Origin of the sequence: Paenibacillus sp. FSL K6-2393 (assembly GCF_038002545.1) — a bacterium.
In the GTDB taxonomy this organism is placed as follows: Bacteria; Bacillota; Bacilli; order Paenibacillales; family Paenibacillaceae; genus Paenibacillus.
Window position 1 is genome coordinate 6,009,413 of the sequence record NZ_JBBOCU010000001.1, and the last position, 23,938, is coordinate 6,033,350.

General features: G+C 45.9%; 20 protein-coding genes and 3 rRNA genes. 5 read left to right on the top strand and 18 right to left on the bottom strand.

Going from position 1 to position 23,938, the window contains the following annotated elements; all coding sequences use genetic code 11:
- Positions 1-281: 281 nt before the first annotated feature.
- Complete coding sequence (locus tag MHI14_RS26645) at positions 282-1,025, top strand: MerR family transcriptional regulator (protein ID WP_133386449.1); 744 nt, start codon at positions 282-284, stop codon at positions 1,023-1,025.
- 566 nt (positions 1,026-1,591) lie between these two features.
- On the opposite strand, the gene MHI14_RS26650 is transcribed toward MHI14_RS26645, so the two are convergent.
- The 9 genes from MHI14_RS26650 to MHI14_RS26690 all read right to left on the bottom strand — a co-directional run bounded on the left by MHI14_RS26650 (position 1,592) and on the right by MHI14_RS26690 (position 11,572).
- Positions 1,592-2,074, bottom strand: coding sequence for a hypothetical protein (locus MHI14_RS26650; protein WP_289391195.1), 483 nt, complete (start codon positions 2,072-2,074; stop codon positions 1,592-1,594).
- A 328-nt stretch (positions 2,075-2,402) separates the two neighbouring features.
- On the bottom strand, positions 2,403-3,059 hold the full coding sequence (locus tag MHI14_RS26655; RefSeq protein ID WP_036672670.1) for a deoxynucleoside kinase: 657 nt from the start codon (positions 3,057-3,059) through the stop codon (positions 2,403-2,405).
- The gene (locus MHI14_RS26660; protein ID WP_091034729.1) at positions 3,056-3,679 is read right to left on the bottom strand and encodes a deoxynucleoside kinase; all 624 of its coding nucleotides are present in this window, start codon (positions 3,677-3,679) and stop codon (positions 3,056-3,058) included. The genes MHI14_RS26655 and MHI14_RS26660 overlap by 4 nt, the downstream gene beginning before the upstream one ends.
- A gap of 184 nt (positions 3,680-3,863) precedes the next feature.
- Positions 3,864-3,980 (bottom strand): 5S ribosomal RNA (gene rrf, locus MHI14_RS26665).
- A 74-nt stretch (positions 3,981-4,054) separates the two neighbouring features.
- Positions 4,055-6,982 (bottom strand): 23S ribosomal RNA (locus tag MHI14_RS26670).
- 316 nt (positions 6,983-7,298) lie between these two features.
- Positions 7,299-8,851 (bottom strand): 16S ribosomal RNA (locus MHI14_RS26675).
- The 16S, 23S and 5S rRNA genes sit together here, the layout of an rRNA operon.
- 700 nt (positions 8,852-9,551) lie before the next feature.
- Positions 9,552-10,727 carry a YhgE/Pip domain-containing protein gene (locus tag MHI14_RS26680; RefSeq protein ID WP_133387309.1) on the bottom strand — a complete coding sequence of 392 codons (1,176 nt, stop codon included), beginning with the start codon at positions 10,725-10,727 and terminating at the stop codon, positions 9,552-9,554.
- Positions 10,728-10,807: 80 nt separating this feature from the next.
- Positions 10,808-11,227, bottom strand: coding sequence for a MarR family winged helix-turn-helix transcriptional regulator (locus MHI14_RS26685; RefSeq protein WP_341131635.1), 420 nt, complete (start codon positions 11,225-11,227; stop codon positions 10,808-10,810).
- A 177-nt stretch (positions 11,228-11,404) separates the two neighbouring features.
- Positions 11,405-11,572 carry a DUF3934 family protein gene (locus tag MHI14_RS26690; protein ID WP_074093608.1) on the bottom strand — a complete coding sequence of 56 codons (168 nt, stop codon included), beginning with the start codon at positions 11,570-11,572 and terminating at the stop codon, positions 11,405-11,407.
- Positions 11,573-11,885: 313 nt separating this feature from the next.
- Here MHI14_RS26690 and licT point away from each other — a divergent pair, with 313 nt between their 5' ends.
- The 3 genes from licT to MHI14_RS26705 all read left to right on the top strand — a co-directional run bounded on the left by licT (position 11,886) and on the right by MHI14_RS26705 (position 16,281).
- Positions 11,886-12,746: a BglG family transcription antiterminator LicT gene (licT, locus tag MHI14_RS26695; protein ID WP_133387310.1), complete on the top strand. Its 861-nt coding sequence runs from the start codon at positions 11,886-11,888 to the stop codon at positions 12,744-12,746.
- A 184-nt stretch (positions 12,747-12,930) separates the two neighbouring features.
- A complete protein-coding gene (locus MHI14_RS26700; RefSeq protein ID WP_341131636.1) occupies positions 12,931-14,829 on the top strand; it encodes a beta-glucoside-specific PTS transporter subunit IIABC in 1,899 nt (632 codons plus the stop codon).
- A gap of 42 nt (positions 14,830-14,871) precedes the next feature.
- A complete protein-coding gene (locus MHI14_RS26705) occupies positions 14,872-16,281 on the top strand; it encodes a glycoside hydrolase family 1 protein (protein WP_074093605.1) in 1,410 nt (469 codons plus the stop codon).
- Between the two features lie 100 nt (positions 16,282-16,381).
- On the opposite strand, the gene MHI14_RS26710 is transcribed toward MHI14_RS26705, so the two are convergent.
- The 6 genes from MHI14_RS26710 to pbp4 form a co-directional block, all read right to left on the bottom strand.
- A complete protein-coding gene (locus tag MHI14_RS26710; protein ID WP_091019627.1) occupies positions 16,382-17,602 on the bottom strand; it encodes an MFS transporter in 1,221 nt (406 codons plus the stop codon).
- A gap of 32 nt (positions 17,603-17,634) precedes the next feature.
- A complete protein-coding gene (locus tag MHI14_RS26715) occupies positions 17,635-18,234 on the bottom strand; it encodes a TetR/AcrR family transcriptional regulator (protein WP_091038948.1) in 600 nt (199 codons plus the stop codon).
- Between the two features lie 194 nt (positions 18,235-18,428).
- The gene (locus tag MHI14_RS26720; protein ID WP_341131637.1) at positions 18,429-18,602 is read right to left on the bottom strand and encodes a hypothetical protein; all 174 of its coding nucleotides are present in this window, start codon (positions 18,600-18,602) and stop codon (positions 18,429-18,431) included.
- 39 nt (positions 18,603-18,641) lie between these two features.
- On the bottom strand, positions 18,642-18,818 hold the full coding sequence (locus MHI14_RS26725; protein WP_176873166.1) for a hypothetical protein: 177 nt from the start codon (positions 18,816-18,818) through the stop codon (positions 18,642-18,644).
- A gap of 151 nt (positions 18,819-18,969) precedes the next feature.
- Positions 18,970-19,386: a VOC family protein gene (locus MHI14_RS26730; protein WP_133387314.1), complete on the bottom strand. Its 417-nt coding sequence runs from the start codon at positions 19,384-19,386 to the stop codon at positions 18,970-18,972.
- Positions 19,387-19,615: 229 nt separating this feature from the next.
- A complete protein-coding gene (gene pbp4, locus MHI14_RS26735; RefSeq protein WP_341131638.1) occupies positions 19,616-21,703 on the bottom strand; it encodes a penicillin-binding protein PBP4(5) in 2,088 nt (695 codons plus the stop codon).
- Positions 21,704-21,880: 177 nt separating this feature from the next.
- Between pbp4 and MHI14_RS26740 the strand changes: the two genes are divergently transcribed.
- Positions 21,881-22,285, top strand: a complete 405-nt coding sequence (locus MHI14_RS26740) for a CBS domain-containing protein (protein ID WP_047840578.1) — start codon at positions 21,881-21,883, stop codon at positions 22,283-22,285.
- Between the two features lie 114 nt (positions 22,286-22,399).
- On the opposite strand, the gene MHI14_RS26745 is transcribed toward MHI14_RS26740, so the two are convergent.
- The 3 genes from MHI14_RS26745 to MHI14_RS26755 are packed head-to-tail and all read right to left on the bottom strand — an operon-like array spanning position 22,400 to position 23,788.
- Positions 22,400-22,840, bottom strand: coding sequence for a hypothetical protein (locus tag MHI14_RS26745; RefSeq protein ID WP_133387315.1), 441 nt, complete (start codon positions 22,838-22,840; stop codon positions 22,400-22,402).
- Entirely contained in the window at positions 22,837-23,286 is a 450-nt protein-coding gene (locus tag MHI14_RS26750) for a hypothetical protein (protein WP_339312213.1), read from the bottom strand. The genes MHI14_RS26745 and MHI14_RS26750 overlap by 4 nt, the downstream gene beginning before the upstream one ends.
- Positions 23,287-23,311: 25 nt before the next feature.
- Positions 23,312-23,788, bottom strand: a complete 477-nt coding sequence (locus MHI14_RS26755) for a GyrI-like domain-containing protein (protein ID WP_133387317.1) — start codon at positions 23,786-23,788, stop codon at positions 23,312-23,314.
- Positions 23,789-23,938: the final 150 nt, after the last annotated feature.

The following is a 23,938-nucleotide window of genomic DNA, read 5'->3' on the forward strand; positions in this document are numbered from 1 at the left end:
GAAAGAAAGCTGCATCGGAAGCATAGTCTCTCCTCCTTTATCCCGGATTTTCCCTTGAGAAAGGGGAACGAAAAAATCTGGGGACAACAGCGATTGGAATGTTATTCTGTCATCATAGTGTCTGTGTAAATAATCTTTAGTTCAACTTATATAGTCATACTTAGCCACCAGACCATAATCAAGATGCAGCTTCCATGCTCGCATCTTATTTTTTCATTTTCAACGGTTGACTCTCACGTAACGTGACACTGTACAATCGGTGTTGTAAGGTGGTTTCACACATGGCCATGAAGGTAAAAGAAGTTGCCGAGCTTGCCTCGATCAGTGTGCGCACACTGCATCATTATGATGAGATCGGACTATTAACCCCGGACGAAGTGACTTCTGCCGGGTATCGATTATATTCAGATGCCAACCTGGAACGGTTGCAGCAGATATTGTTTTTCAAAGAACTCGACTTCTCTCTGAAGGAGATCAAAAACATTATAACCAACCCCTCCTTCAATCCGGAAGAAGCACTTAAAATGCATCGACTTATACTACTGGAGAAGCGCCAACGCTTGGACCAGATGATTGCTACCATTGATAGAACGGTTTTACACGTGAGAGGAGAAATTAAAATGACAGCCAAAGAACAATTCGAAGGGTTTGATTTTAGCCAGAATCCGTATGAACAAGAAGCGCGGGAACGTTGGGGAGACCATGCCGTCGATCTCGCAAATCAGAAGCTGCACAGTAAATCAACCACAGATCAGAAGGCTCTATCCGATCAAATGAACGAAATCTACAAACATCTGGCTTCACTTCGTCACACAGAACCAGCATCTGCCGAGGCACAGGCCGGTATTCAAGAATGGTACACCTGTCTAAACCAAATGGGAAGTTACTCACCTGAAGCCTTCAGAGGACTTGGTCAGATGTACGTGGACGATGAACGCTTCACGCGTAATATTGATCAGTTTGGCGATGGTTTGGCAGTATTTATGAGAGATGCTATGGCTGTATTTGCTGACCAAAACAAATAATATAGCCCTGTCTTCAACCACATACAGTATTATTCAACTCTCATTGCCGTAAGATATGCGCTTTAAACGATAATCTGGAACTTAGAGCTCTGTCCTCTAGTGGTAAAAGTAATCTCTCATCATCAGCTTTATAGCTGTAAATGGCCATTCGGATATTTGAACCTACCTCCTGGGGTGACCCTATCTTTCTTGTAATTAACCTTATGAACATGCTGGATATTTACTAGGGTTACCTAAGTATACAATTTAAATCGATCCGAGTTATTACATCAGTTATGTGCAATATCCCACCTCCTACCTGGTGGATACACAAAAGGGACGTACACCCTCAGGCGTATCGTCCCTTTTATGTATGCAAGTAACTCAGCCGCAATGTGAACATGCCTAACTGCTGCTCACTCTGAGTACTTTATAAATATCTTTTAAAGCAGATGCTCTTTACTACGTTTTTCTTCTGCTCCCAGTCCTTCGATATAACCTTTTCACAAGTGCTTAGGATGATGAGCGTGAAGTTTCTTCTGTCAAACGTTCTTCATTTTGCTGCCAAGCGTCCACCGTCTATCCGATTAAGCTCTTGGCGCGTGATCCGATGAAGATGCATCCGTAGCTAGACTGGTTCTCGCCATCCGGCCAGGAATCTGCCATGCAGACACAATCGCAAGCACGATGAATAACAAATCAATCGGTTGACTGAAATAGTCCTGGAAGGTTTCTACAAACGCACTGATCATCTCGCTATCAAACACAAGTTCCATCACGCTTACATCACCAAACAGTTCGGAAGTAAAATAAACCACCGTCAGATATTTCCCCAACAAAATGCCTACGAGCGCAAACAGTACGGCAATAATCTTATGTACCGTCGCAATTTGTTTATTGGAGAACAACACAACTGCGTAGCCCGTGAGCGCTCCAATCAAAATCGCAATTAATCCCACCTCATACTCGGTCATTGCAGCAATAGCTGCCCATACGATGCCTCCCAGAATGGCTGCAATTAAGCCACCAATGATGGGCATACCGATTTTAACTCCTTGTTTCTCTTCCACGTTGTCTTTCCCTCCTGAGTCATGCATATGCTTCTTTTCCAGAATTCACCTTTCCTATGAAACCACAAAAAGACCTATTATTCAACATTTTTCTACTTTTGGTGAGCAAATATATTTATATAACATAAAAGATATATTAAGCATCCATTTCCTTATTCGCTCGAATATCATTTTAGTTCTGTCCACAAACAACTCATAATCATTCCCTTGGGATATAAAAAAACATCCCTCCAACAGCATAATAGCCGTAGAAGGGATGTTGTCTATATCTGTATCATAGATATAACCAACGTAACCCAGAAAACTACATCGGAAAGCTCGCTCTATCTTACCTTTGTACTTCCTTGGAAGGCTGAATGACAGCTGCAATCTGTGCCAAAATGGCATCCACCGATGCCGGATCATGCACATCATACTCATCAATGTTCAGACGCAGCACAGGGCAAGCCGTAAACTGATCAATCCACACGGAATAGCGCTCGTGCATATGCTCCCAGTACGAACGATCCGTCTGAATCTCCATCTCGCGTCCGCGTTCCGTAATTCGGTTTAAAATCGAAGGCAGACTGCCTTCCAAATAAATTAGCACGTCTGGATGTGGGAAATACGGTGTCATTACCATCGCTTCAAACAAACTGCTGTATGTCTCAAAATCTGTAGCAGACATGGTTCCTTGATCTGCATGCATTTGTGCAAAAATGCCCGTATCTTCATAGATGGAACGATCCTGTACGAATCCCCCACCCAGTTCAAAAATCTTTTTCTGTTCCTTGAAGCGCTCTGCCAGGAAATAAATCTGCAGATGGAAGCTCCAACGCTCGAAGTCATGATAGAACTTCTCCAAATATGGATTATGATCAACTTGTTCCAGAGAAGTCTTGAAATTCAAACGCTGTGCAAGCGCAGCCGTTAACGTGGATTTACCCACTCCAACCGTACCTGCTACCGTAATTAATGCATTCGTTGGAATGCCATAGTTATTCATATGATATACTCCTTTACGTGATTAACAATTTGCCTGAAGTGTTCAGGATGTTCCACAAAGTCGAGTTGCTCTGCATTGACCTTAATGATTACTGGCGGATTTGAGCTATTTGCCAGATAGTCCATGCCTGTTTTGTAATCAGCAATGAGTTGTTCCATATATGCCGGGTCCATATCCTGCTCAAATGAGCGTCCACGCTTGTTAATGCGGTACATCAACGTATCGAGTTCAGCTTCAATATAGAGCACCAGATTGGGCTTTGGCAGATCATCTGTTAACAGATGATAGATTTGACGATATTTATCCCGCTTCGTTCCCTTTAAGGTACGATCGGCAAAAATCATATTTTTATAAATATGGTAGTCCGAAATGACTGGGGTATTCTGCTCTACATAATGAGCACCCGTGTCTTCCAATTGTTTAAACCGATTACACAGGAAGAACATTTCCAATTGGAAACTCCACTCGTCGATATCCTGATAAAAGGAAGCCAGAAATGGATTCTCTTCTACGATTTCTTTAACTAACGGAAGATTCAATTCATGGGAAAGCATCGTTGCCAGCGTTGTTTTCCCCGCTCCGATCGGACCTTCCACGGCAATAAACGGGGCTGATTTCATCGTGTTCACTGTTCCTCCTCGTACTTATGCGTGTTTCCGTTTTCTATATAGACCTCACCTATTGTATCACAGCTTTAAGGATTGGAACGCCAGTATTTTATGTATATAACAAGTCAAATCGGAACTTATGAATTACAATAAAATAAAAAAAACACACTCGATATCATCAAGTGTGTCTTCTATTGCTTGGCGGCGTCCTACTCTCCCAGGACCCTGCGGTCCAAGTACCATCGGCGCTAGAGGGCTTAACGGTCGTGTTCGGGATGGGTACGTGTGGAACCCCTCCGCCATCGCCACCAAACGCGTAGCTTACATTTCAGAGATCGTTCTCTGAAAACTAGATTCGAAACGAAACATGCGAATTACAACTTGCTATTGGATAAGCCCTCGACCGATTAGTACTGGTCAGCTCCATGCATTGCTGCACTTCCACCCCCAGCCTATCTACCTCGTCGTCTTCAAGGGGTCTTACATACTGGGAAATCTCATCTTGAGGGGGGCTTCACGCTTAGATGCTTTCAGCGTTTATCCCGTCCGTACATAGCTACCCAGCGGTGCTCCTGGCGGAACAACTGGTACACCAGCGGTACGTCCATCCCGGTCCTCTCGTACTAAGGACAGCTCCTCTCAAATTTCCTACGCCCACGACAGATAGGGACCGAACTGTCTCACGACGTTCTGAACCCAGCTCGCGTACCGCTTTAATGGGCGAACAGCCCAACCCTTGGGACCTACTTCAGCCCCAGGATGCGATGAGCCGACATCGAGGTGCCAAACCTCCCCGTCGATGTGGACTCTTGGGGGAGATAAGCCTGTTATCCCCAGGGTAGCTTTTATCCGTTGAGCGATGGCCCTTCCATGCGGTACCACCGGATCACTAAGCCCGACTTTCGTCCCTGCTCGACTTGTAGGTCTCGCAGTCAAGCTCCCTTATGCCTTTGCACTCTTCGAATGATTTCCAACCATTCTGAGGGAACCTTTGGGCGCCTCCGTTACTCTTTAGGAGGCGACCGCCCCAGTCAAACTGCCCACCTGACACTGTCCCCGCACCGGATTACGGTACCAGGTTAGAACCTAGATACGATCAGGGTGGTATCCCAACGTTGCCTCCATGGAAGCTTGCGCTCCCACTTCAAAGGCTCCCACCTATCCTGTACAGATCGTACCCAAATTCAATATCAAGCTGCAGTAAAGCTCCATGGGGTCTTTCCGTCTTGTCGCGGGTAACCTGCATCTTCACAGGTATTAAAATTTCACCGGATCTCTCGTTGAGACAGCGCCCAAGTCGTTACGCCATTCGTGCGGGTCAGAATTTACCTGACAAGGAATTTCGCTACCTTAGGACCGTTATAGTTACGGCCGCCGTTTACTGGGGCTTCGGTTCACAGCTTCGGGATTACTCCCTAACCACTCCCCTTAACCTTCCAGCACCGGGCAGGCGTCAGCCCGTATACTTCGCCTTACGGCTTCGCACAGACCTGTGTTTTTGCTAAACAGTCGCTTGGGCCTTTTCACTGCGGCCCCCTCGTGCTATTCACACTACCGGGGCACCCCTTCTCCCGAAGTTACGGGGTCATTTTGCCGAGTTCCTTAACGAGAGTTCTTCCGCGCGCCTTAGAATACTCTTCTCGCCTACCTGTGTCGGTTTGCGGTACGGGCACCATCACCTGGCTAGAGGCTTTTCTTGGCAGTGTGAGATCATGACCTTCGCTACTACAATTTTCGCTCCCCATCACAGCTCAGCCTTACAATGTGCGGATTTGCCTACACATCAGCCTTACTGCTTAGACGGACATCCATCAGTCCGCGTCACTACCCTACTGCGTCCCCCCATTGCTCATAACGGCTTACGGTGGTACAGGAATTTCGACCTGTTGTCCTTCGACTACGCCTTTCGGCCTCGCCTTAGGTCCCGACTTACCCTGAGCGGACGAGCCTTCCTCAGGAACCCTTAGGCTTTCGGCGGATCAGATTCTCACTGATCTTTTCGTTACTCATACCGGCATTCTCACTTGTATAATGTCCAGCGCTCCTTACGGTACACCTTCAACCCTTATACAACGCTCCCCTACCCCTGATGCAAAGCATCAAGCCATAGCTTCGGTGGTGTGTTTAGCCCCGTTACATTTTCGGCGCAGAGTCACTCGACCAGTGAGCTATTACGCACTCTTTCAATGGTGGCTGCTTCTAAGCCAACATCCTGGTTGTCTGTGCAACTCCACATCCTTTCCCACTTAACACACACTTGGGGACCTTAGCTGATGGTCTGGGCTGTTTCCCTTTTGACAATGGATCTTAGCACTCACTGTCTGACTCCCGGAAGTAAGTCTATGGCATTCGGAGTTTGACTGAGCTTGGTAACCCTTGCGGGCCCCGCACCCAATCAGTGCTCTACCTCCACGACTCTGTTTTCCGAGGCTAGCCCTAAAGCTATTTCGGGGAGAACCAGCTATCTCCGAGTTCGATTGGAATTTCTCCGCTACCCCCACCTCATCCCCGCATTTTTCAACATGCGTGGGTTCGGGCCTCCAGTGCGTGTTACCGCACCTTCACCCTGGACAGGGGTAGATCACCCGGTTTCGGGTCTACGTCCACGTACTAAGTCGCCCTATTCAGACTCGCTTTCGCTGCGGCTCCGGCTCTTCACCTTAACCTTGCACGGGAACGTAACTCGCCGGTTCATTCTACAAAAGGCACGCCATCACCCCTAAAACGGGCTCTGACTTTTTGTAAGCACACGGTTTCAGGTTCTATTTCACTCCCCTTCCGGGGTGCTTTTCACCTTTCCCTCACGGTACTGCTTCACTATCGGTCGCTAGGAAGTATTTAGCCTTGGCAGATGGTCCTGCCGGATTCATACGGGGTTTCACGTGCCCCGCACTACTCGGGATCCGTCTCGGAGGGAACAGACTTTCAACTACAGGGCTTTTACCTTCTTTGGCGGGCCTTTCCAGACCTCTTCGCTTAACCGGTTCCTTTGTAACTCCATGTGAGACGTCCCACAACCCCAAAGAGCAAGCTCTCTGGTTTGGGCTTCTCCGCGTTCGCTCGCCGCTACTGACGGAATCACTATTGTTTTCTCTTCCTCAGGGTACTTAGATGTTTCAGTTCCCCTGGTATGCCTCTACATAACCTATGTATTCAGTTATGAGTAACTGGAAATTACCCCAGCTGGGTTTCCCCATTCGGACACCCCCGGATCAAAGCTTGCTTACAGCTCCCCGAGGCAGTTTCGTTGTTCGCCACGTCCTTCATCGGCTCCTAGCGCCTAGGCATCCTCCGTGTGCTCTTAGTAGCTTAACCATTTTGTTCCGGTTTCGGTCGCTCGCTTCCCTTGGTTTGCTTGCGCAAAGCCAAAAGTCGCTCTCACCCGATACCATCACAAAAGCAATTTGACTACCGTTTTTATTGAAACTTGTTTACACAAGTTCAGCTAAAAAGGAATGTTCTAATTCGCGTTTGTTTCGTTTCGATATCTAGTTTTCAAAGAACAAGCTCCATGCAAAAGCAAGCTGTTTGAGAGTTTGAGCTCTCAAAACTGAGCAACGAGTGAGTAACTAGCCGACCTGGCTAGATTTTATATTTGAATGTTTCCGTTGCAGGAAACGATTCTCCATAGAAAGGAGGTGATCCAGCCGCACCTTCCGATACGGCTACCTTGTTACGACTTCACCCCAATCATCTATCCCACCTTCGGCGGCTGGCTCCTTGCGGTTACCCCACCGACTTCGGGTGTTATAAACTCTCGTGGTGTGACGGGCGGTGTGTACAAGACCCGGGAACGTATTCACCGCGGCATGCTGATCCGCGATTACTAGCAATTCCGACTTCATGCAGGCGAGTTGCAGCCTGCAATCCGAACTGAGACCGGCTTTGTTGGGATTGGCTCCATCTCGCGATTTCGCAGCCCGTTGTACCGGCCATTGTAGTACGTGTGTAGCCCAGGTCATAAGGGGCATGATGATTTGACGTCATCCCCACCTTCCTCCGGTTTGTCACCGGCAGTCTATCTAGAGTGCCCATCCGAAATGCTGGCAACTAAATATAAGGGTTGCGCTCGTTGCGGGACTTAACCCAACATCTCACGACACGAGCTGACGACAACCATGCACCACCTGTCTTGAATGTTCCGAAGAAAAGGTACATCTCTGCACCGGTCATTCAGATGTCAAGACCTGGTAAGGTTCTTCGCGTTGCTTCGAATTAAACCACATACTCCACTGCTTGTGCGGGTCCCCGTCAATTCCTTTGAGTTTCAGTCTTGCGACCGTACTCCCCAGGCGGAGTGCTTAATGTGTTAACTTCGGCACCAAGGGTATCGAAACCCCTAACACCTAGCACTCATCGTTTACGGCGTGGACTACCAGGGTATCTAATCCTGTTTGCTCCCCACGCTTTCGCGCCTCAGCGTCAGTTACAGCCCAGAGAGTCGCCTTCGCCACTGGTGTTCCTCCACATATCTACGCATTTCACCGCTACACGTGGAATTCCACTCTCCTCTTCTGCACTCAAGTCACCCAGTTTCCAGTGCGATCCGGGGTTGAGCCCCGGGATTAAACACCAGACTTAAATGACCGCCTGCGCGCGCTTTACGCCCAATAATTCCGGACAACGCTTGCCCCCTACGTATTACCGCGGCTGCTGGCACGTAGTTAGCCGGGGCTTTCTTCTCAGGTACCGTCACCTTGAGAGCAGTTACTCTCCCAAGCGTTCTTCCCTGGCAACAGAGCTTTACGATCCGAAAACCTTCATCACTCACGCGGCATTGCTCCGTCAGGCTTTCGCCCATTGCGGAAGATTCCCTACTGCTGCCTCCCGTAGGAGTCTGGGCCGTGTCTCAGTCCCAGTGTGGCCGATCACCCTCTCAGGTCGGCTACGCATCGTCGCCTTGGTGAGCCGTTACCCCACCAACTAGCTAATGCGCCGCAGGCCCATCCCCAAGTGACAGATTGCTCCGTCTTTCCAGTTTCCTTCAGGCGAAGGAAACAACTATTCGGTATTAGCTACCGTTTCCGGTAGTTGTCCCAAACTTGAGGGCAGGTTGCCTACGTGTTACTCACCCGTCCGCCGCTAACCATCAGAGAAGCAAGCTTCTCATCAAGTCCGCTCGACTTGCATGTATTAGGCATGCCGCCAGCGTTCGTCCTGAGCCAGGATCAAACTCTCCAATAAAGTATTGAAAAGAGCGATAAGCTCATTTTGAATCTGACGAGATTAAAAATCTCATTTGTGCTCCAGTCGATTCAAGCCAAGGCTTGTTTCCAACTTTCGCGTTCATTCTGCAAGCAGAATGCTTACTCACTCGTTGTTCAGTTTTCAAAGATCAAACTTGTTTCGTTACCGAATGTTGTTCTCTTCAGCAACTCTTATATAATATCATGTCCGAACCAACTTTGCAAGCTCTTTTTTTAAGTTTCTTTCGAAGCTTATTTGATTTGCTTACCGCACCGTGTAAACCGTGTTTTCTTGGCCGGACTAATAATATATCACGTATAGATATTAATTACAATACTTAATTTAATAAAATTCATTTACTACAAATCAACTACCTTTACTGTGTAGCTCTCCTCTATCCCCGTGTAAAGTTTTTATAGCTTAAACGACACTCTTTCTATTCATACATCGCCATACATGTCTAATTGATTTTAAACTTATTAGCCTACATCTCCTCTCATATAATTCAGCTTCATTAATATGCTCAATTTAGGTTGTCCTTTTATCAACGTCTTTCAAGATTACCGGGGTGCTCTGTAAGTTACCACGAGTATAAGTAGAATTACTATAGAAGATAAACAAAAAAAGTGATGCACGCATATTGCTATACGTGAACCACTTTCTTGGGTGTTATTACATTATATATAGAAGGAAACCCTTAATGTTGTGCCTGTGCTGATGCTGGAGGCGTCATCGTCATTTGTCCATTACCTGCTTTTTGCATGCCAACTCGCAGCAACGTAATTCCCCACGTAATAATCGAGATCAACAGAAGATGAACCATGTATCCCCCCACTGCTTCTCCACTATAGATCAAACGCATAAATCCCTGTACCCCATTGGAAGCGGGCAGAAAGTTTCCGATATAACGGTAGAATGGCGCCAGCATCTCGGCTGGAATGATATTTCCTGCAGTCATCAACTGGAGTGGAACCATCGCTACATTAAATAGAGGGCCTGCATTGCCAAACAGGGCAAAACTCATTTGTGTAAAACAGATACAAGCCAGACTCACAAGCACATGATACAGATACAAAGCGCCGAAGGAGCTCGCAACATCCGTGAACTGAAGAGCTACTGTATCCACAATCAGAGGAACGATCACAGCTATACACAATAACAGCAATTGCCGTCCCCAGAAGATCTCCCATTTTGAGTGGTTACGTTTCATGATATTCGACGTAATATTGAACTGAATGTTCATAGTCATCGAAGCAATATAGGTGATAAAACCCAGAATCATGGGCAGCATCGATGTTGCAAAATCACTTACGCTGTTCGTTTTATTAATTTCAGCCTTCACAGGCCCTTCATTCATCTTCGCCATCGCTTGTCCAATGGCTGCACTCAGTTCATCGCTGTTTGTACTATCGTCATTGAGTGTCACTTGAACCTTGGATTCCAGAATCCCTTGTCCCATTTGTGCAGTCATTCCAGTCGCCGCGTGTTCCACAATCGATTTGGCTACATCAGCATTTCCCTGATTGATATAAAAGGACAAGCTTGCGTCTGTACCGCCGCCAATCTGGTCAGCAAACCCATCTGGAATCACAATAACCATCGCGTAATTACCTGCATTCATCTGTTGCTCAGCTTCCTCGGCAGATTCCAGTACATTAACATGGAAAGGCGCGAGCGTTTCAATCTGCTTCTGCACCTCTGTTCCCTGTGTCCCGTCTTCGTTCACCAGAGCAACTTGAAGTTGATCCACTCTCTCCGTGGCTTGATGATAACCCGTCATCCAGATCACAACAAATAACAGCGGAACAATCAATGCAAAAACCAACCCTATTTTTGTCTGTGGCACTTTAAGAAAATCTTTGAAGCTTTTCATTCGTTCACGACTCCCGTTAGTTAAAATTGAAATAATTGCACTACACATATATGCACGTGCACATATTTGCCCAAAAAAATTTATTTCATCTTTTCATAGATGCGATTCATCACATTCATGAATGCTTCAAGCTCTTCAGGGGAACATTCAGCGAGTGCCTCTTGCTCTTGCTGTTTTGCCTTTGGTGTCAGAACGTTATTCATTTCCAGTCCTTCCGCCGTCAAACAAAGTAAAACCGCTCTGCGGTCCTGTGGATCTTCTTCTCTTGTCACCAGACCTTTGCGAATCAACTTGTCTATAATTTTGCCTACCGTTGTCTGGTCCCGCACTGTTAATTCAGCCAGTTTTTTCTGTGATATATGGCTTCCAGCCTTGCTCAATTCATTCAAGACTGCAAATTGTTCCGGCGTAATATCCTGTTCGCTCAGATTTCTGGTTGTTGTTTTTTTGTATGCCAGATACGTCCGTGACAGAATCAGTCCAAGTGGATTTTCATCCATATTAACAGGCATGCTGATGCTCCTTTCTCTATATAGTAGCACTACCATCTAATTTGCGTAAGCTCTATATTATTACCATATCTACAATACTGTCAATTTAATTTTTTATCTTTTCAAGCAAAAAGAGACCCACCCGTTAGTCAGGCAGCTCTCTCCTCTGGCATCGTCAAGCCATACTTACTCGGGCTTGCCACTTGAAGTTTCGGTATCGTCCTTCTTCTTTGTGCCTTTACTTTTATAAGGCTTCGGTGCACTTTTCGCCCGGTTAGCAGCGGCTTGCCAACGGTTCCAGCCTTTTTTACCCGTACCACGGCCGGTGCCGCCTTTTCCTTTTGCATTGCTCATGTTATCACTCCAATAATCCTGTATATGCTTAAAAATGACCGTCCTCGGTAACTTATTATGCAACCCAGCCCATCTAATTCACTTCCAGCATTTCTTATTATACCAAAAATCCACGTCTTTACGTCCATTTCCATAAATCATTGTATTGTTATTCTGTTATGAAAGCGGTATAGTGGACATAATTGAAAGAGGAAGCTGCGTCTTCTTCGGGATTGTTACTGGTAAGCAGGCGATACCCAAACCAAGGCTGTCTATTTAAGCCTTAGTTTGGGTTTTTTGTTATTATTACGACCAATTGAGGTGAAACACATATATGATCATCCGTCAGATTTTTAACAACAATGTCATCCGGGCTGAGAACCAGGTTGGTCACGAATTTGTTGTCATTGGCAACGGTCTTGGCTTCAAAAAGAAAAACGGACAACCCGTGGATGAGGATAAAATTGAAAAAACTTTTGTGCTGAAATCGGATAAAATACCGCAAAAACTCATTGATCTGATTGGAGAAACGTCGGTCGAATATTTGAAGTTGGCGGACGAAATTGTAGGCCATGCCAAAAAGGAAATGGGCGATATTTTTAGTGATAATATCTATATATCATTGATCGATCATATTCAGTTTGCCATTACCCGGTACCGTAAATCCGTCGGGCTGAAGAATTCCCTTTTGTGGCAGATCAAGAAGTTTTACAAAAAGGAATTTGGGATTGGAATGAACGCTGTGGAGCTGATCCAGGAGCAATTCGGCATCCAGATGGATGAACATGAGGCAAGTTTTATTGCCATGCATTTTGTAAACGCACGCCAAGATGCTCAAGGCATGAAACAAACCGTTGAAATTACCGAAGTTATTGATGATATCTTCAATATTGTGACTAATCATTACCAAATTGCCCTGGATGAAAATTCGTTTAATTATTCCCGGTTTATTACTCATCTGCAATACTTTGTCCAGAGAATGCTGAGTAATGAACAGGAGCAATTTGCTTCAGGAGATAACTTTCTGTATGAACAGGTGAAGGACAAATACAGCAAGGCTTTTGAGTGCACACAACGGATCAATCAGTACCTTGAGGAAAAGTTTGAAAGTGCCATGTCCATTGATGAAAAGGTGTATTTAACGATCCATATTCAACGTGTCACTTCCCGTAACGAGTTGCTGGACACGGAATAAAAAAAGCTTGCAAACGATTTCGGCGTCATATATAGTAGGTCTCACAACTTAACGACAAGGATTGTTACTGCTTAAGCAGGCGATACCTAAATGATTGGCAACAGGTCATCTTTCCGATGATCATAGCCATTCGTTTAGGTATTTTTTTGTTTTCAGGCAATCTTAACAACAAAGGAGAATGAACATGGATCATAAAAAAATGGGGGATGACATCGTTCGTCTCGTCGGCGGAGAAGCCAATATCAATGGTCTTGTCCACTGTGCGACCCGGCTGAGATTCGACCTGAAAGATTCGAAAAAGGCCGAACGTGAAACGCTTGAGAAGCATGAAGGCATTATTACCGTTGTCGAAAGCGGCGGCCAGTTCCAGGTGGTCATCGGTAGTAACGTGGCTCATGTATATGCGGAGATCATGAAAAACCGGGATTTCGGAGGAGATTCCTCCTCATCGGCTGAGTCCACAGGAGAAAAAACCTCGCTATTATCCAAAGTTTTTGAAATTATATCGGGAAGTTTCTCGCCGTTAATCCCGGCTATGGCAGGATCAGGTATGCTAAAAGCTTTGCTGACTGTCTTGACGATGCTTGGGTGGATGTCTGATACAAGTGACACATACTTGATTTTGTCCGCTGCCGGCAACGCTGTATTTTATTTCTTGCCCATTTTCCTCGGCATCACACTGGGTATGAAGCTGAAAGCCAATCCTTATGTAGCTGGTGTAATTGGTGCCGCTCTGATGGAGCCGAACTTCACCGGACTGATGGATAAAGGCTCAGATGTATCGTTCCTGGGCATACCGGTTGTCATGATGAATTATTCAGCCAGCGTATTCCCAATCTTCATATCAATTAGCATCTACGCTGTTCTGGATAAGTTACTTAAGAAAATCATTTTGAAAGACCTGCAATTGTTCCTTGTACCGATGATTGCTTTGATGATTATGGTTCCTCTATCCGCTATGGCCTTCGGACCGTTCGGTACTACGGTAGGTGACTGGATCTCCTCCGGCGTAACTTGGCTCATTGGCGTCAGCGGTATATTATCAGGGGTTGTACTGGGTGGATTCATGACCTTCATGGTTGTATTCGGACTCCACTGGGGCTTTACTCCAATCACGATTCAGAATATCGGGCTTGGCGGCGACCCGATCGAAGCCATGGCTGCTGCAGCCGTATTTGCACAAATCGGTGTAGCGTTCGGTATTTTCCTGAAAGCCAAAAAGAACAAAACCCTGCGAACCCTTGCTGGCTCGACCAGCCTTACCGGTTTACTTGCAGGTGTCACTGAACCAATCGTATACGGCCTGATCCTACGTTATAAACGTGTGATTCCTATCGTGGTTATCGCAGGTGCGATCGGCGGTGCCATCAATGGTCACTTTGGTGTTAAAATGAGTGCTTATGTGTTCCACAATATATTTGCCATTCCTGTCTATACACCAACGGTTGTCTACGTAATTGCGATTGCCTGCTCCTTTGCGGTAGCTGCGGTATTAACCGTGATGTTTGGTTATGAAAGCAAAACGAAAGACACAGTTTCCGAGAAAAATGAATCTGTCTCCAGCACATCTGCTGAAAGTACGCCGGTAGAGCTTCCTGTCGTACCTGAGACCAAAACAACAGAAATCAAAAAGGAACAAATATATAGCCCACTTACAGGTAAAGCCGTAGCACTGAGTACCATTAACGACCCAGCTTTTTCGACTGGTGCTATGGGCAAAGGATTGGCGATTGTCCCTGAGATTGGTGAAGTTGTCGCTCCGGTGGATGGTGTTATCACTTCCCTCTTCCCGACTGGACATGCCATCGGGTTAACAACAAACGCAGGAACAGAAATTCTGATTCATGTTGGCATCAACACAGTAGCGCTGAAGGGAAAACATTTCTCTCCTGTCGTTCAGGAAGGGGATATCGTCAGACAGGGCGATCTGTTGATCCAGTTTGACATCGATAAGATCAAGGAAGCCGGATACGAAACCGTAACACCTGTCATTGTTACCCTAACGCAGCAAGAAGTGGATGTGTTCGAAACAAATCAAGAGCAAGTACAGAAAAATGATGTCCTGCTGACTCTCGTTGTCTGACACAACTTATATATTATGAATTCAACTTAGGAGGAACTAACCATGAAACATACTCAACTGAAACCATTTCCTAAAGATTTCTTCTGGGGAGGTTCAACCTCTGCCTATCAGATCGAGGGAGCCTGGAATGAAGATGGCAAAGGTCCTTCTGTCATCGACATGGGCAATCATGTGGAAGGCGTAACCGACTTCAAGGTAACCAGTGATCACTATCATATGTACAAAGAAGATGTGGCGTTGCTCGCCGAAATGGGCTTTAAAGCCTACCGCTTCTCCATCGCATGGACACGCATCTATCCGCAAGGAGCGGGTGAAGTGAATCCGAAGGGGCTCGCCTTTTACGATTCTCTCATTAATGAGTTAATTAAATACGGTATTGAACCCATTGTGACGATGTATCACTTCGATCTTCCTTATGCACTTGAAGAAAAAGGTGGCTGGTCCAACCGTGCAACGATTGATGCTTTTGAACAATATGCCAAGACCCTTTATGAGAACTACGGAGATCGGGTCAAATATTGGTTGACCATTAACGAACAAAATATGCTGATCCTGCATCCCGGCTCTCTGGGTACACTGGATACAACACTTGTTGATCCGCAAAAAACACTATATCAGCAAAATCACCACATGCTGGTTGCTCAAGCTAAAGCCATGGTCCTGTGTCATGAAATGCTGCCTGAAGCCAAAATTGGTCCAGCGCCCAACATCGGCGTAATCTACCCAGCGAGCTCCAAACCGGAAGATACGCTCGCAGCTGATAACTATGCTGCCATTCGTAACTGGCTCTATCTCGATATGGCGGTATATGGACGTTATAATCATATTGCCTGGAGTTATCTCGAAGAGAAAGGATATACACCTGTCATTGAAGACGGAGATATGGATATCCTGGCGCAAGGAAACCCTGACTTTATTGCGTTTAACTACTATACTTCTCAAACGGTTGGTGAAAGTCTGAACGATGGTAATGACTTCTCCCATACAGGAGACCAGCATGAAATCGTAGGTGAACCGGGCGCATATAGAGGATCTGTGAATCCCAATCTGCAAAAAACGGAGTTTGGCTGGGAAATTGATCCGGTCGGCTTCCGCTCCACCCTGCGTCAGATCTACTCCCGTTATCATCTGCCATTGATCGTTACGGAAAACGGTCTGGGTGCCTTTGATAAACTGGAGGAAGGCGACGTGGTTAACGATCCATATCGTATTGAATTCTTCAATAAACATATCGAACAGATTCAACTGGCGATCACGGACGGCGTGGATGTATTTGGCTTCTGCCCTTGGTCTGCGATCGATCTGGTTAGCACACATCAAGGATCAAGCAAACGTTATGGCTTCATCTATGTGGATCGTGAGGAATTCGATATTAAGGAATTGAGACGTATCCGCAAACAGAGTTTCCACTGGTATCAAAAACTGATTGAAACGAATGGAGAAATTCGTTAATACCGTACTATTAAAAAAGTCGACTGCACATGTTTCATGTGCAGTCGACTTTTTTGGTGTTGATGCATTGATATGGATGCTTTCTTTTCCAATTATAAAATTACATTTCAGCCTTCGGTTGTTTTACCGCTTTGGCCCCTCTGAGTACTCGTAGGGATAACAGGAAACAGATCGCCAGAACGGCAGCTGCCGAAACATAAGGATAGTTAATATTCACATCGAACAGTGCTCCAGCTACGATTGGACCTGCGATATTCCCCAAACTGGTATACGCCGAGTTCAGTCCGGCCACAAAGCCCTGTTGTTCTTGTGCCAGTTTGGACATCTGTGTACTGATCGCCGGACGTAAAATATCCATACCCAGAAAGACGATAAACGTTACGACGAGAATCATCCAGTACGTACTTACAAACAAGGTCAACAATACAAATACGGCTACAAATAACAGACAGACCGAAATGACCATCTTTTCACCAAACCGGTTGAGCAACCAACCGATCAGAGATACTTGTACAACTGCACCCGCGATGGAACCAAAAGTAATAATGAATGCAATGTCTTTGGTCGTGAAGCCAAATTTGTGATCCACAAATAGTGAAAATACCGTCTCATAGTTCGCCAGACCAAATGCCATAACAAACACGATAATCAAGCTGAAAAAGTACGGTTCACGATATGAATTGAGCAATTGGGATACCATACCCGGAGCTTTGACCTTCTCTGCGCCAGCTACAGGTTTAGTTTGCTCTCCTGTGCTTCGCGTGGATTCAGGCAAAATAATCAATGTGATAATTGATGCCAGCAACCCGGCAACCCCTGCGGCGTAGAACGGAATTCGAATGCCAAAGTCTGCGATGTATCCACCAATTCCCGGGCCGATGATAAATCCGGTTGTAATCGCTGCATTAATCAATCCCATACCTTTGCCGCGTTCTTCCTCTGTTGTAATATCTGCGGTGTAAGCCATAACCGCCGGGAAGATCATCGCCGCACCAATACCACCAAGCATGCGGGCAGCGAAGAGCAAGACTGGTGCATTGACGGCACCAAACATAAACTCCGATACGGCAAAGATCAGCATACCGCCAACGATAATTTTTTTACGTCCCCACGTATCCGACCATCGACCCGCAAGCGGGGAGAACAGAAACTGAGTGAAGGAAAATGCCGCTACCAGCAATCCAACCGTGAATCCGGTGATCTGCAGGAGATCCATATACGCAGGCATGATCGGCACAACCAGACCAATACCCGTAAAAACAAGAAAAATATTAAACATTAACAGCAGCAATGCGCCCCTGTTCCGTGTTAGTAATGCCATGATTCCATCCTCCGTAGTTGTCAAAATGTTGCTTAAGCTTTATCTTTTGCAATCCCATGTAAGAATACACTGGCGGCCTGGCGGTATAACGCAAGAGCCTGATCAGGCTCCATCCCCCGTGACATCTGGCTAAGACCAATAATGGTACTTTCTAATATGAGCGCGAGATGATCTACATTGTCTGCTTTGAACTCACCGCTCTCAATGCCTTGCTCTATCATTTGTTTATTAAATTGAATATGCCGCTCAAACATTAAGGAGATCCGCTCCTCAATATCATTTTCTTTCTTTTCCCCTGTGAAGAACTCATCAGCTGCCTTCGTCAGCGGGTGATTCATGTCATCCATGACGAGTTGTTCAGCTAGTCCGTAAATCTTCTCCGTGGAGGTGCGATACAGATGTTCTTTGGCCGCCCAGCTCTCTTCCCACTCCCGGTCCCACTCATCAATTAGATAGAGGAACAGACCTTCCTTACTTTTAAAATGGTAATATATATTGCCCTTGCTGCTGCCCGTCGCAGCTACAATATCCTCAATGGACGTTGCTTTATAACCTTTTTGTACAAAAAGGGCTTTGGAAGCATCCGCAAGTTTCTTCTTGGTCTGCTCGGTTTGAAGTTGCTTTTTATTCATATTCATTCCATTTCACTCCGTTCCATACATACTGAACATTCGTTCTGTATTTTAACAGATGTATCGAATATAAGCAATGAAAAAGGAGAATTGGCACATTGGCCAACTCTCCCTCCACAATCATTTCACTTTTTTACCTTTACCATGCAATATCTTCAACTGACCATCCTCGTATGGTACCTCGATCTAGTTTATTATTGCTGTCCTGCGCGCACCCGGATGTTGCCCAGTTCGTTGGCATTGATCGCAAATGCATTACCGCCCTGTCCAACCGAAGCTTTGGCTGACTGTCGTGCCTGGAATTTCAAACGGCTTTTGTCCACGTCCACCCGGTTAACCTGTTTTGCTTTCTTTCTGCGTGTACTCATTATTCATCCCCCTCCCTACTTCTCTTCTTTGCTGCCAGACTAACGTCTGCGAGAAGAACGGCGACCTTTCTGTTTCATGATCTGCACGTTGACTGCATTACTTGCAAGTACATTCCCTGAATCGGCATAACCCTTCGCGGTTTGGTGAATCTGGATTACGATATATTGCTTTTTTCCAATACGATAGCGATAACTTTTCACGTTTGAACGAGTCATGGTCATCTCCCTGTGATCGTTTTTAACAAGCTCGGGTTATCCTATTCATGTCCATGTACATGGGGATGTGTGAATGCATACTTCCGATAATAAATGGATGCAAAAAAACCTTCCTATAAACTATAGGAAGGCTCTACTTATTTTCATTTTGTCACGCCGAAGGAAAAGCGCTTAGATCCATATAGGAGACTTCCCACAGATGATCATCCAGATCCTGAAAACTCCATCCGTACATGAATCCGTGATCTTGTGGTTCGTTGGATGGCTTCGCTCCTGCATCAAGGGCAGCTTGTACAATCACATCTACCTGCTCACGGCTATCTACAGACAGGGCAACGATGACTTCGGTTGTATCGGCAGCATTGGAGATTTTTTTCGAGATGAAGGATTGGAAACGTTCCTCCACCAGAAGCATGGCGTAAATATTTTCCCCGATGATCATACAAGTAGCAGACTCGTCCGTAAAATTGGCGTCAAACTCAAACCCCACCTTGGTAAAAAACTCAACGGATTTCTTCAAATCTTGAACAGGTAAATTGACAAAAATCTGCTTAGCACGAATAGCCACCATCGATCACCTCGAACTCATAGAATAGATTCCACCTCAAAATAACACCTCGCGAATACGCTGTCAATTGAATACAATTAGTGATATTCCAACTTGTGATTACTGCTCGGAATTAAATGATTCCATATTGAATAAAATGAAACAAAAAAGGCCCAGTCTCATGTTCGAACTATAACATGGTGACCGGGTCTTTTCATTATGTTTGCGGAGGCTATATATTAAATCAGAGTTACTGCGCAATCTCCAACTTTTCCAAGAAAGGCTTTAATTTATCCACGACATAGTGGCTTCCGCCCCGGCCGTTCACCTCTTCAATTACAGCGGATAACAGGAAGGTCGGAGAGTCGGTATCAAATACTACGAAAAATCCGTTTTCCTGTCCCTTCTCTCCCTTCTTCGCTTTCAGTTCTGCTGTTCCTGTCTTGCCCGCGAGTCCCCCAGGAATTGAGTTCAAGGAGTGGGCGGTACCTCCCTGCCGGGAAACAACTTCTCCCAATGCATCCTTAACCGTATTTGCGGCTTCCGGAGTAATGATTACCTCAGGCTCAGTGCTTTCTTTTCCCTCGATCAGAACAGGTTTCACCAGTTTCCCCTCATTAATAAAAGGTGTAAATGACGATGCCAGATGAATCGGGGACATCAACATCTCCCCTTGCCCGTAGGACGTATCAGCGAGTAATACCTCAGACGACAGATCCAGATGTGCTTCATTGGCATATTGGCTTGGCTTCAGATACAGTTCATCCAGTCCAAAGTTATCGCCAAAACCAAACTTCTGGATCCCATCAATAAACTTGGCGCTGCCCATCTCGATCGCTTCCATGGCAAAGTAAATATTGTCCGAGTACACCAGAGCATCGACCATGTTAACCGGGGATAAACTCTTCACACGCTTAACATAGTAACCGCCCCAGCTATCATTTTTGCGCCATTGCAAGCCAGAGATATCATGTGTTTTGTCCGCTGTGGTCACCTTCTCCATCAGTCCCGCTGCGGCTGTAATCGCTTTGAAGGTTGATCCTGGTGCATACCGGGTAGTGACTCTGTTGATAAAAGGAAGCTTCTCATTCGCCGAATAAGCATCCCACTCTGCCTGAGTAAGCCCTGTAACCATCTTGTTCGGGTTATAGGAAGGCGCACTAACCAACGCCAGCAGGTTGCCGTCCGTCGGATTCATCAGAACCATCGCACCTGCGTCTCCTCCGCTGGATAATGTCTGATACAGTTTCTTTTGCTGTTTGGAGCTAATCGTCAGCTGAACATTCTGTCCATCTACAGCATCCTTACGAATAAGCTCAGAACGGGAGTTACCGGATTCATCGGTGATTTCGATCAGACCACCACGTTCACCACGCAGCTGTTTCTCCATGGACTGCTCCAAACCCGCTTTACCGATCCAATCCTCGGCACGATAATACCCTTCCGTATCCTTATCCAGATCTTCCTTGGTGGCTTTGCGCACGTAACCAATCAGGTGCGCAGCCGCCTCGCCGAGTGGATAATAACGGATTTCCTTGCTTTGCATCGTAACCCCGCTTAAAGATTCTGGCACGTCAAACTCCTCCGTTGAACCAATCGGGACAAAATACTCCGGCTTCACCCATGTCTGAGCAAGCGCCTTATGAATGGCATCTTCCGAAACCTGATAATGGCTCGCGATTCGGGTAATCATCTGGTCCGGGTTATCACCAAGTTTCTCCGGTACAATGCCCCATTCATTCATCGTTCCCTTGGTAGCGAGTGGCAAACCATCACGATCTACAATGTCTCCACGATCCGGGAACAGCGTCCTCACTCGTACCTTACTGCCCTTAACCATGTCATTCAGGATCAGCGAAGGCTGCCAGTTTATTTGCCAGTTTTTGCCTCCGTCCTCAAGCTCTTGCCGGACCAGTTTCAATGTATGCGTCTCACTGACTTCTCCCAAAAAAGTTGTCAGTTGCAGATTATAATCCACCTCATACGTATCCGGGTTTTGTTTATCTGTATCAGTCTTACTGCCATCGGAAGCCGTTTCGGCAACATCCACAGGCTGAACCTCCGCTTTGACGGTGGATACTTCCATACCCGAATAGATCGCATTGTATTTCTCAACAAATTGTTCCTTGTTCATGCCCGACTCTTGCAGCGAAGCAGGTGTCATCAAGCTGTACAACTGGTCAAATTCTTTTTTTTGCAGATGCTCTATGTATTGATTCACGGTAGTCTGGGGTTTAGCCTCTGCTTCTTTGTTATTCTGCATGTATAGATACATTCCGATTCCACCTGCAAACAAGATGGGCAGCAGTCCGTACATTAATTTACGTTTGGATTTCATGGTTACATCACCTCTAATATACACTATAGATTTCCAGAGTCATTTAAACAATGAAACAAATCTGACGAATTTATCATTAAAAATAGCCGAAAGCTCACATAATATGTTTAAATAAGAAGAGTGAGATTACATACTAAAGCTTTTTTGCTATGCAAAAGGCTGAAAAGGAGCCCGATGATGGAAATCAGCTATTTTTTACTCCCCAAAGCCGAAGTGGCCTATATCAAGTCTACCGCTTCCATGAAAGATGCTATTGAGCAATTGGAATCGCAACACTACACCGCCATTCCCGTGATTGACCAGGATGGAAAATATGTTGCTACCCTGTCCGAAGGCGATTTGTTATGGAAAATGCGAAATACACCCGGATTGACTTTTGATACGATGGATCAGGTTCAAGTCCATGAGATTAACAATCGGGTATATAATGAATGTGTATTCATTGAGGCTGAAATGGAGGATATGCTGACACTTGCAGCAGACCAAAATTTTGTGCCCGTGGTGGATGTCGATCGTGTCTTCCTCGGTATTATCCGTCGTAAGGATATTATTGAATACTATACGCGTAACATTTCGGATTAGATGAAGTCGAACATCCTGTAATAAACGAATATTCAACTCGAAAGGGTACTCCTGTGGTCATATTTTGGCCAAAACGGGGTACCCTTTTCGTTTCATGGTATGGTCGGAATCACTCTAGGTACGCTTGGCGCGCTCTTCCTTATAATAGTTCAACACGTCCCTTGGGCTTCCCTGGAATGCCCGCTCTTTGCCGAACTCATACGCCTGATGCAAATACGAATACGCCTCGTCATGCTGTTCAAGTCTCATGCAGATCATGCCGAGATCGATCAACGGACTCGTACTTCTATCCGAACTCCGCGTACTTAACGATATCTCAGCCCACGGCTTCGCCAGTTCATACTGCTTCAGATCGATATGTGCATTCGCATGACAGGATGCGATCCAGCTTGCAATCTCCCATTCCATCTTAGGCTCGGGCAACATGCCCCATGCCTGATCATAATAGATAAGTGCTTGTTCATGTTGTTGCGTCTCATCCAGCACATTACCGGCTTCTACCGTTTCTACAATTTGTCGCTCCAGTTCGGCATGTTCCGGTGTTAGATCTTTCATTGCACCGTCTCCTCCCCCAGGACGAAATACCACTCCAGAAAAGCATTGAAATCAGCCCACTGCGGCTCACTCTCGCCATTAAGAAACCGTTCAATCGATTCGCCCAGTTCCACCAGCACCACTTCTCCCGTCTGACGGTTGTAGAAAAATCCACCTTCACCTTCAAAACTGTCCAGTGGAATATACGCCTCGGGAAGTCCCAGTGTAAGCTGTGCTACATTCATGTCTTCCATATATACAGTGTTCTCCATAAACCAGCAGATCTGATACAACTCCTGATGCCTGCTGTAAAAAGTCGGTCCATCCTCTGCATATAGATAAAATTGTGCGAAATCCGATTGAAGATCAATCTCAAGCTTCCGCAATGCTTCTTCGTATGCTGCTGGAACATCTTCATGCCACCAGCCTTGCTCCTGGCAATGATCAATTACTTTATTAGATAACATCGTAGACCTCCTAATTCAATTTTGCTCACACAGATTTTACAGGTATCCAGACTTGGGGAGGTGTGCCGTGACCTCTATACACTTCAAGTTCCGGAATCCCTGCATGCTGATATGAAGTGGAGGGAAACCAATCTGTCATAATATGGTGCCACAAGCGTTGTATCGCCTCCGGCTCTAATTCATCGGCCTCAAATACAACCCAATGGGACGCGGGAAGTTCGATGGAAACCAAACCTTCAGGCACTTCACCTGAGTGAGAGGTAGCAATCCAATACTCCATTTGATTGTCCTGCAGCTCTCTCTGATCTACACAGATGCCCACCAGACCGGGAATGGCTCCGTTATTGAACCCGTTTAAACGTTCCTCAATTCCGTCTGCCAAAGCATCCTGCCACATCTTAGGAATTTCTCTTAAATTCTCACCATCCACACAAGAGAACGTTCGTTTGATGCCCACAAAGGTAAGGGACTGCTGTTCGATCACCTTATCATTCACATTCATTAGATGGACTCCTCTCGAGAGCGATATGGGGCACGGTTCTCCATGACCCATTCATGAAAACATTGTTCCATACATAATATATACCTCCGATATGTCCTACAGATACTGTATCAAAAGAGTAAGTAGATTGGAAATAGTGCCAGTATACCT

Coding starts and splice junctions, on each gene's coding strand:
- MHI14_RS26685 (WP_341131635.1), bottom strand. CDS start 11,227: ATGGATGAAAATCCACTTGGACTGATTCTGTCACGGACGTATCTGGCA.
- MHI14_RS26710 (WP_091019627.1), bottom strand. CDS start 17,602: ATGGCATTACTAACACGGAACAGGGGCGCATTGCTGCTGTTAATGTTT.
- MHI14_RS26700 (WP_341131636.1), top strand. CDS start 12,931: ATGGATCATAAAAAAATGGGGGATGACATCGTTCGTCTCGTCGGCGGA.
- MHI14_RS26705 (WP_074093605.1), top strand. CDS start 14,872: ATGAAACATACTCAACTGAAACCATTTCCTAAAGATTTCTTCTGGGGA.
- MHI14_RS26750 (WP_339312213.1), bottom strand. CDS start 23,286: ATGTTATCTAATAAAGTAATTGATCATTGCCAGGAGCAAGGCTGGTGG.
- MHI14_RS26755 (WP_133387317.1), bottom strand. CDS start 23,788: ATGAATGTGAATGATAAGGTGATCGAACAGCAGTCCCTTACCTTTGTG.
- MHI14_RS26660 (WP_091034729.1), bottom strand. CDS start 3,679: ATGAAATCAGCCCCGTTTATTGCCGTGGAAGGTCCGATCGGAGCGGGG.
- MHI14_RS26725 (WP_176873166.1), bottom strand. CDS start 18,818: ATGACTCGTTCAAACGTGAAAAGTTATCGCTATCGTATTGGAAAAAAG.
- MHI14_RS26715 (WP_091038948.1), bottom strand. CDS start 18,234: ATGAATAAAAAGCAACTTCAAACCGAGCAGACCAAGAAGAAACTTGCG.
- MHI14_RS26740 (WP_047840578.1), top strand. CDS start 21,881: ATGGAAATCAGCTATTTTTTACTCCCCAAAGCCGAAGTGGCCTATATC.
- MHI14_RS26680 (WP_133387309.1), bottom strand. CDS start 10,727: ATGAAAAGCTTCAAAGATTTTCTTAAAGTGCCACAGACAAAAATAGGG.
- MHI14_RS26745 (WP_133387315.1), bottom strand. CDS start 22,840: ATGAAAGATCTAACACCGGAACATGCCGAACTGGAGCGACAAATTGTA.
- MHI14_RS26655 (WP_036672670.1), bottom strand. CDS start 3,059: ATGAATAACTATGGCATTCCAACGAATGCATTAATTACGGTAGCAGGT.
- MHI14_RS26690 (WP_074093608.1), bottom strand. CDS start 11,572: ATGAGCAATGCAAAAGGAAAAGGCGGCACCGGCCGTGGTACGGGTAAA.
- pbp4 (WP_341131638.1), bottom strand. CDS start 21,703: ATGAAATCCAAACGTAAATTAATGTACGGACTGCTGCCCATCTTGTTT.
- MHI14_RS26720 (WP_341131637.1), bottom strand. CDS start 18,602: ATGAGTACACGCAGAAAGAAAGCAAAACAGGTTAACCGGGTGGACGTG.
- licT (WP_133387310.1), top strand. CDS start 11,886: ATGATCATCCGTCAGATTTTTAACAACAATGTCATCCGGGCTGAGAAC.
- MHI14_RS26645 (WP_133386449.1), top strand. CDS start 282: ATGGCCATGAAGGTAAAAGAAGTTGCCGAGCTTGCCTCGATCAGTGTG.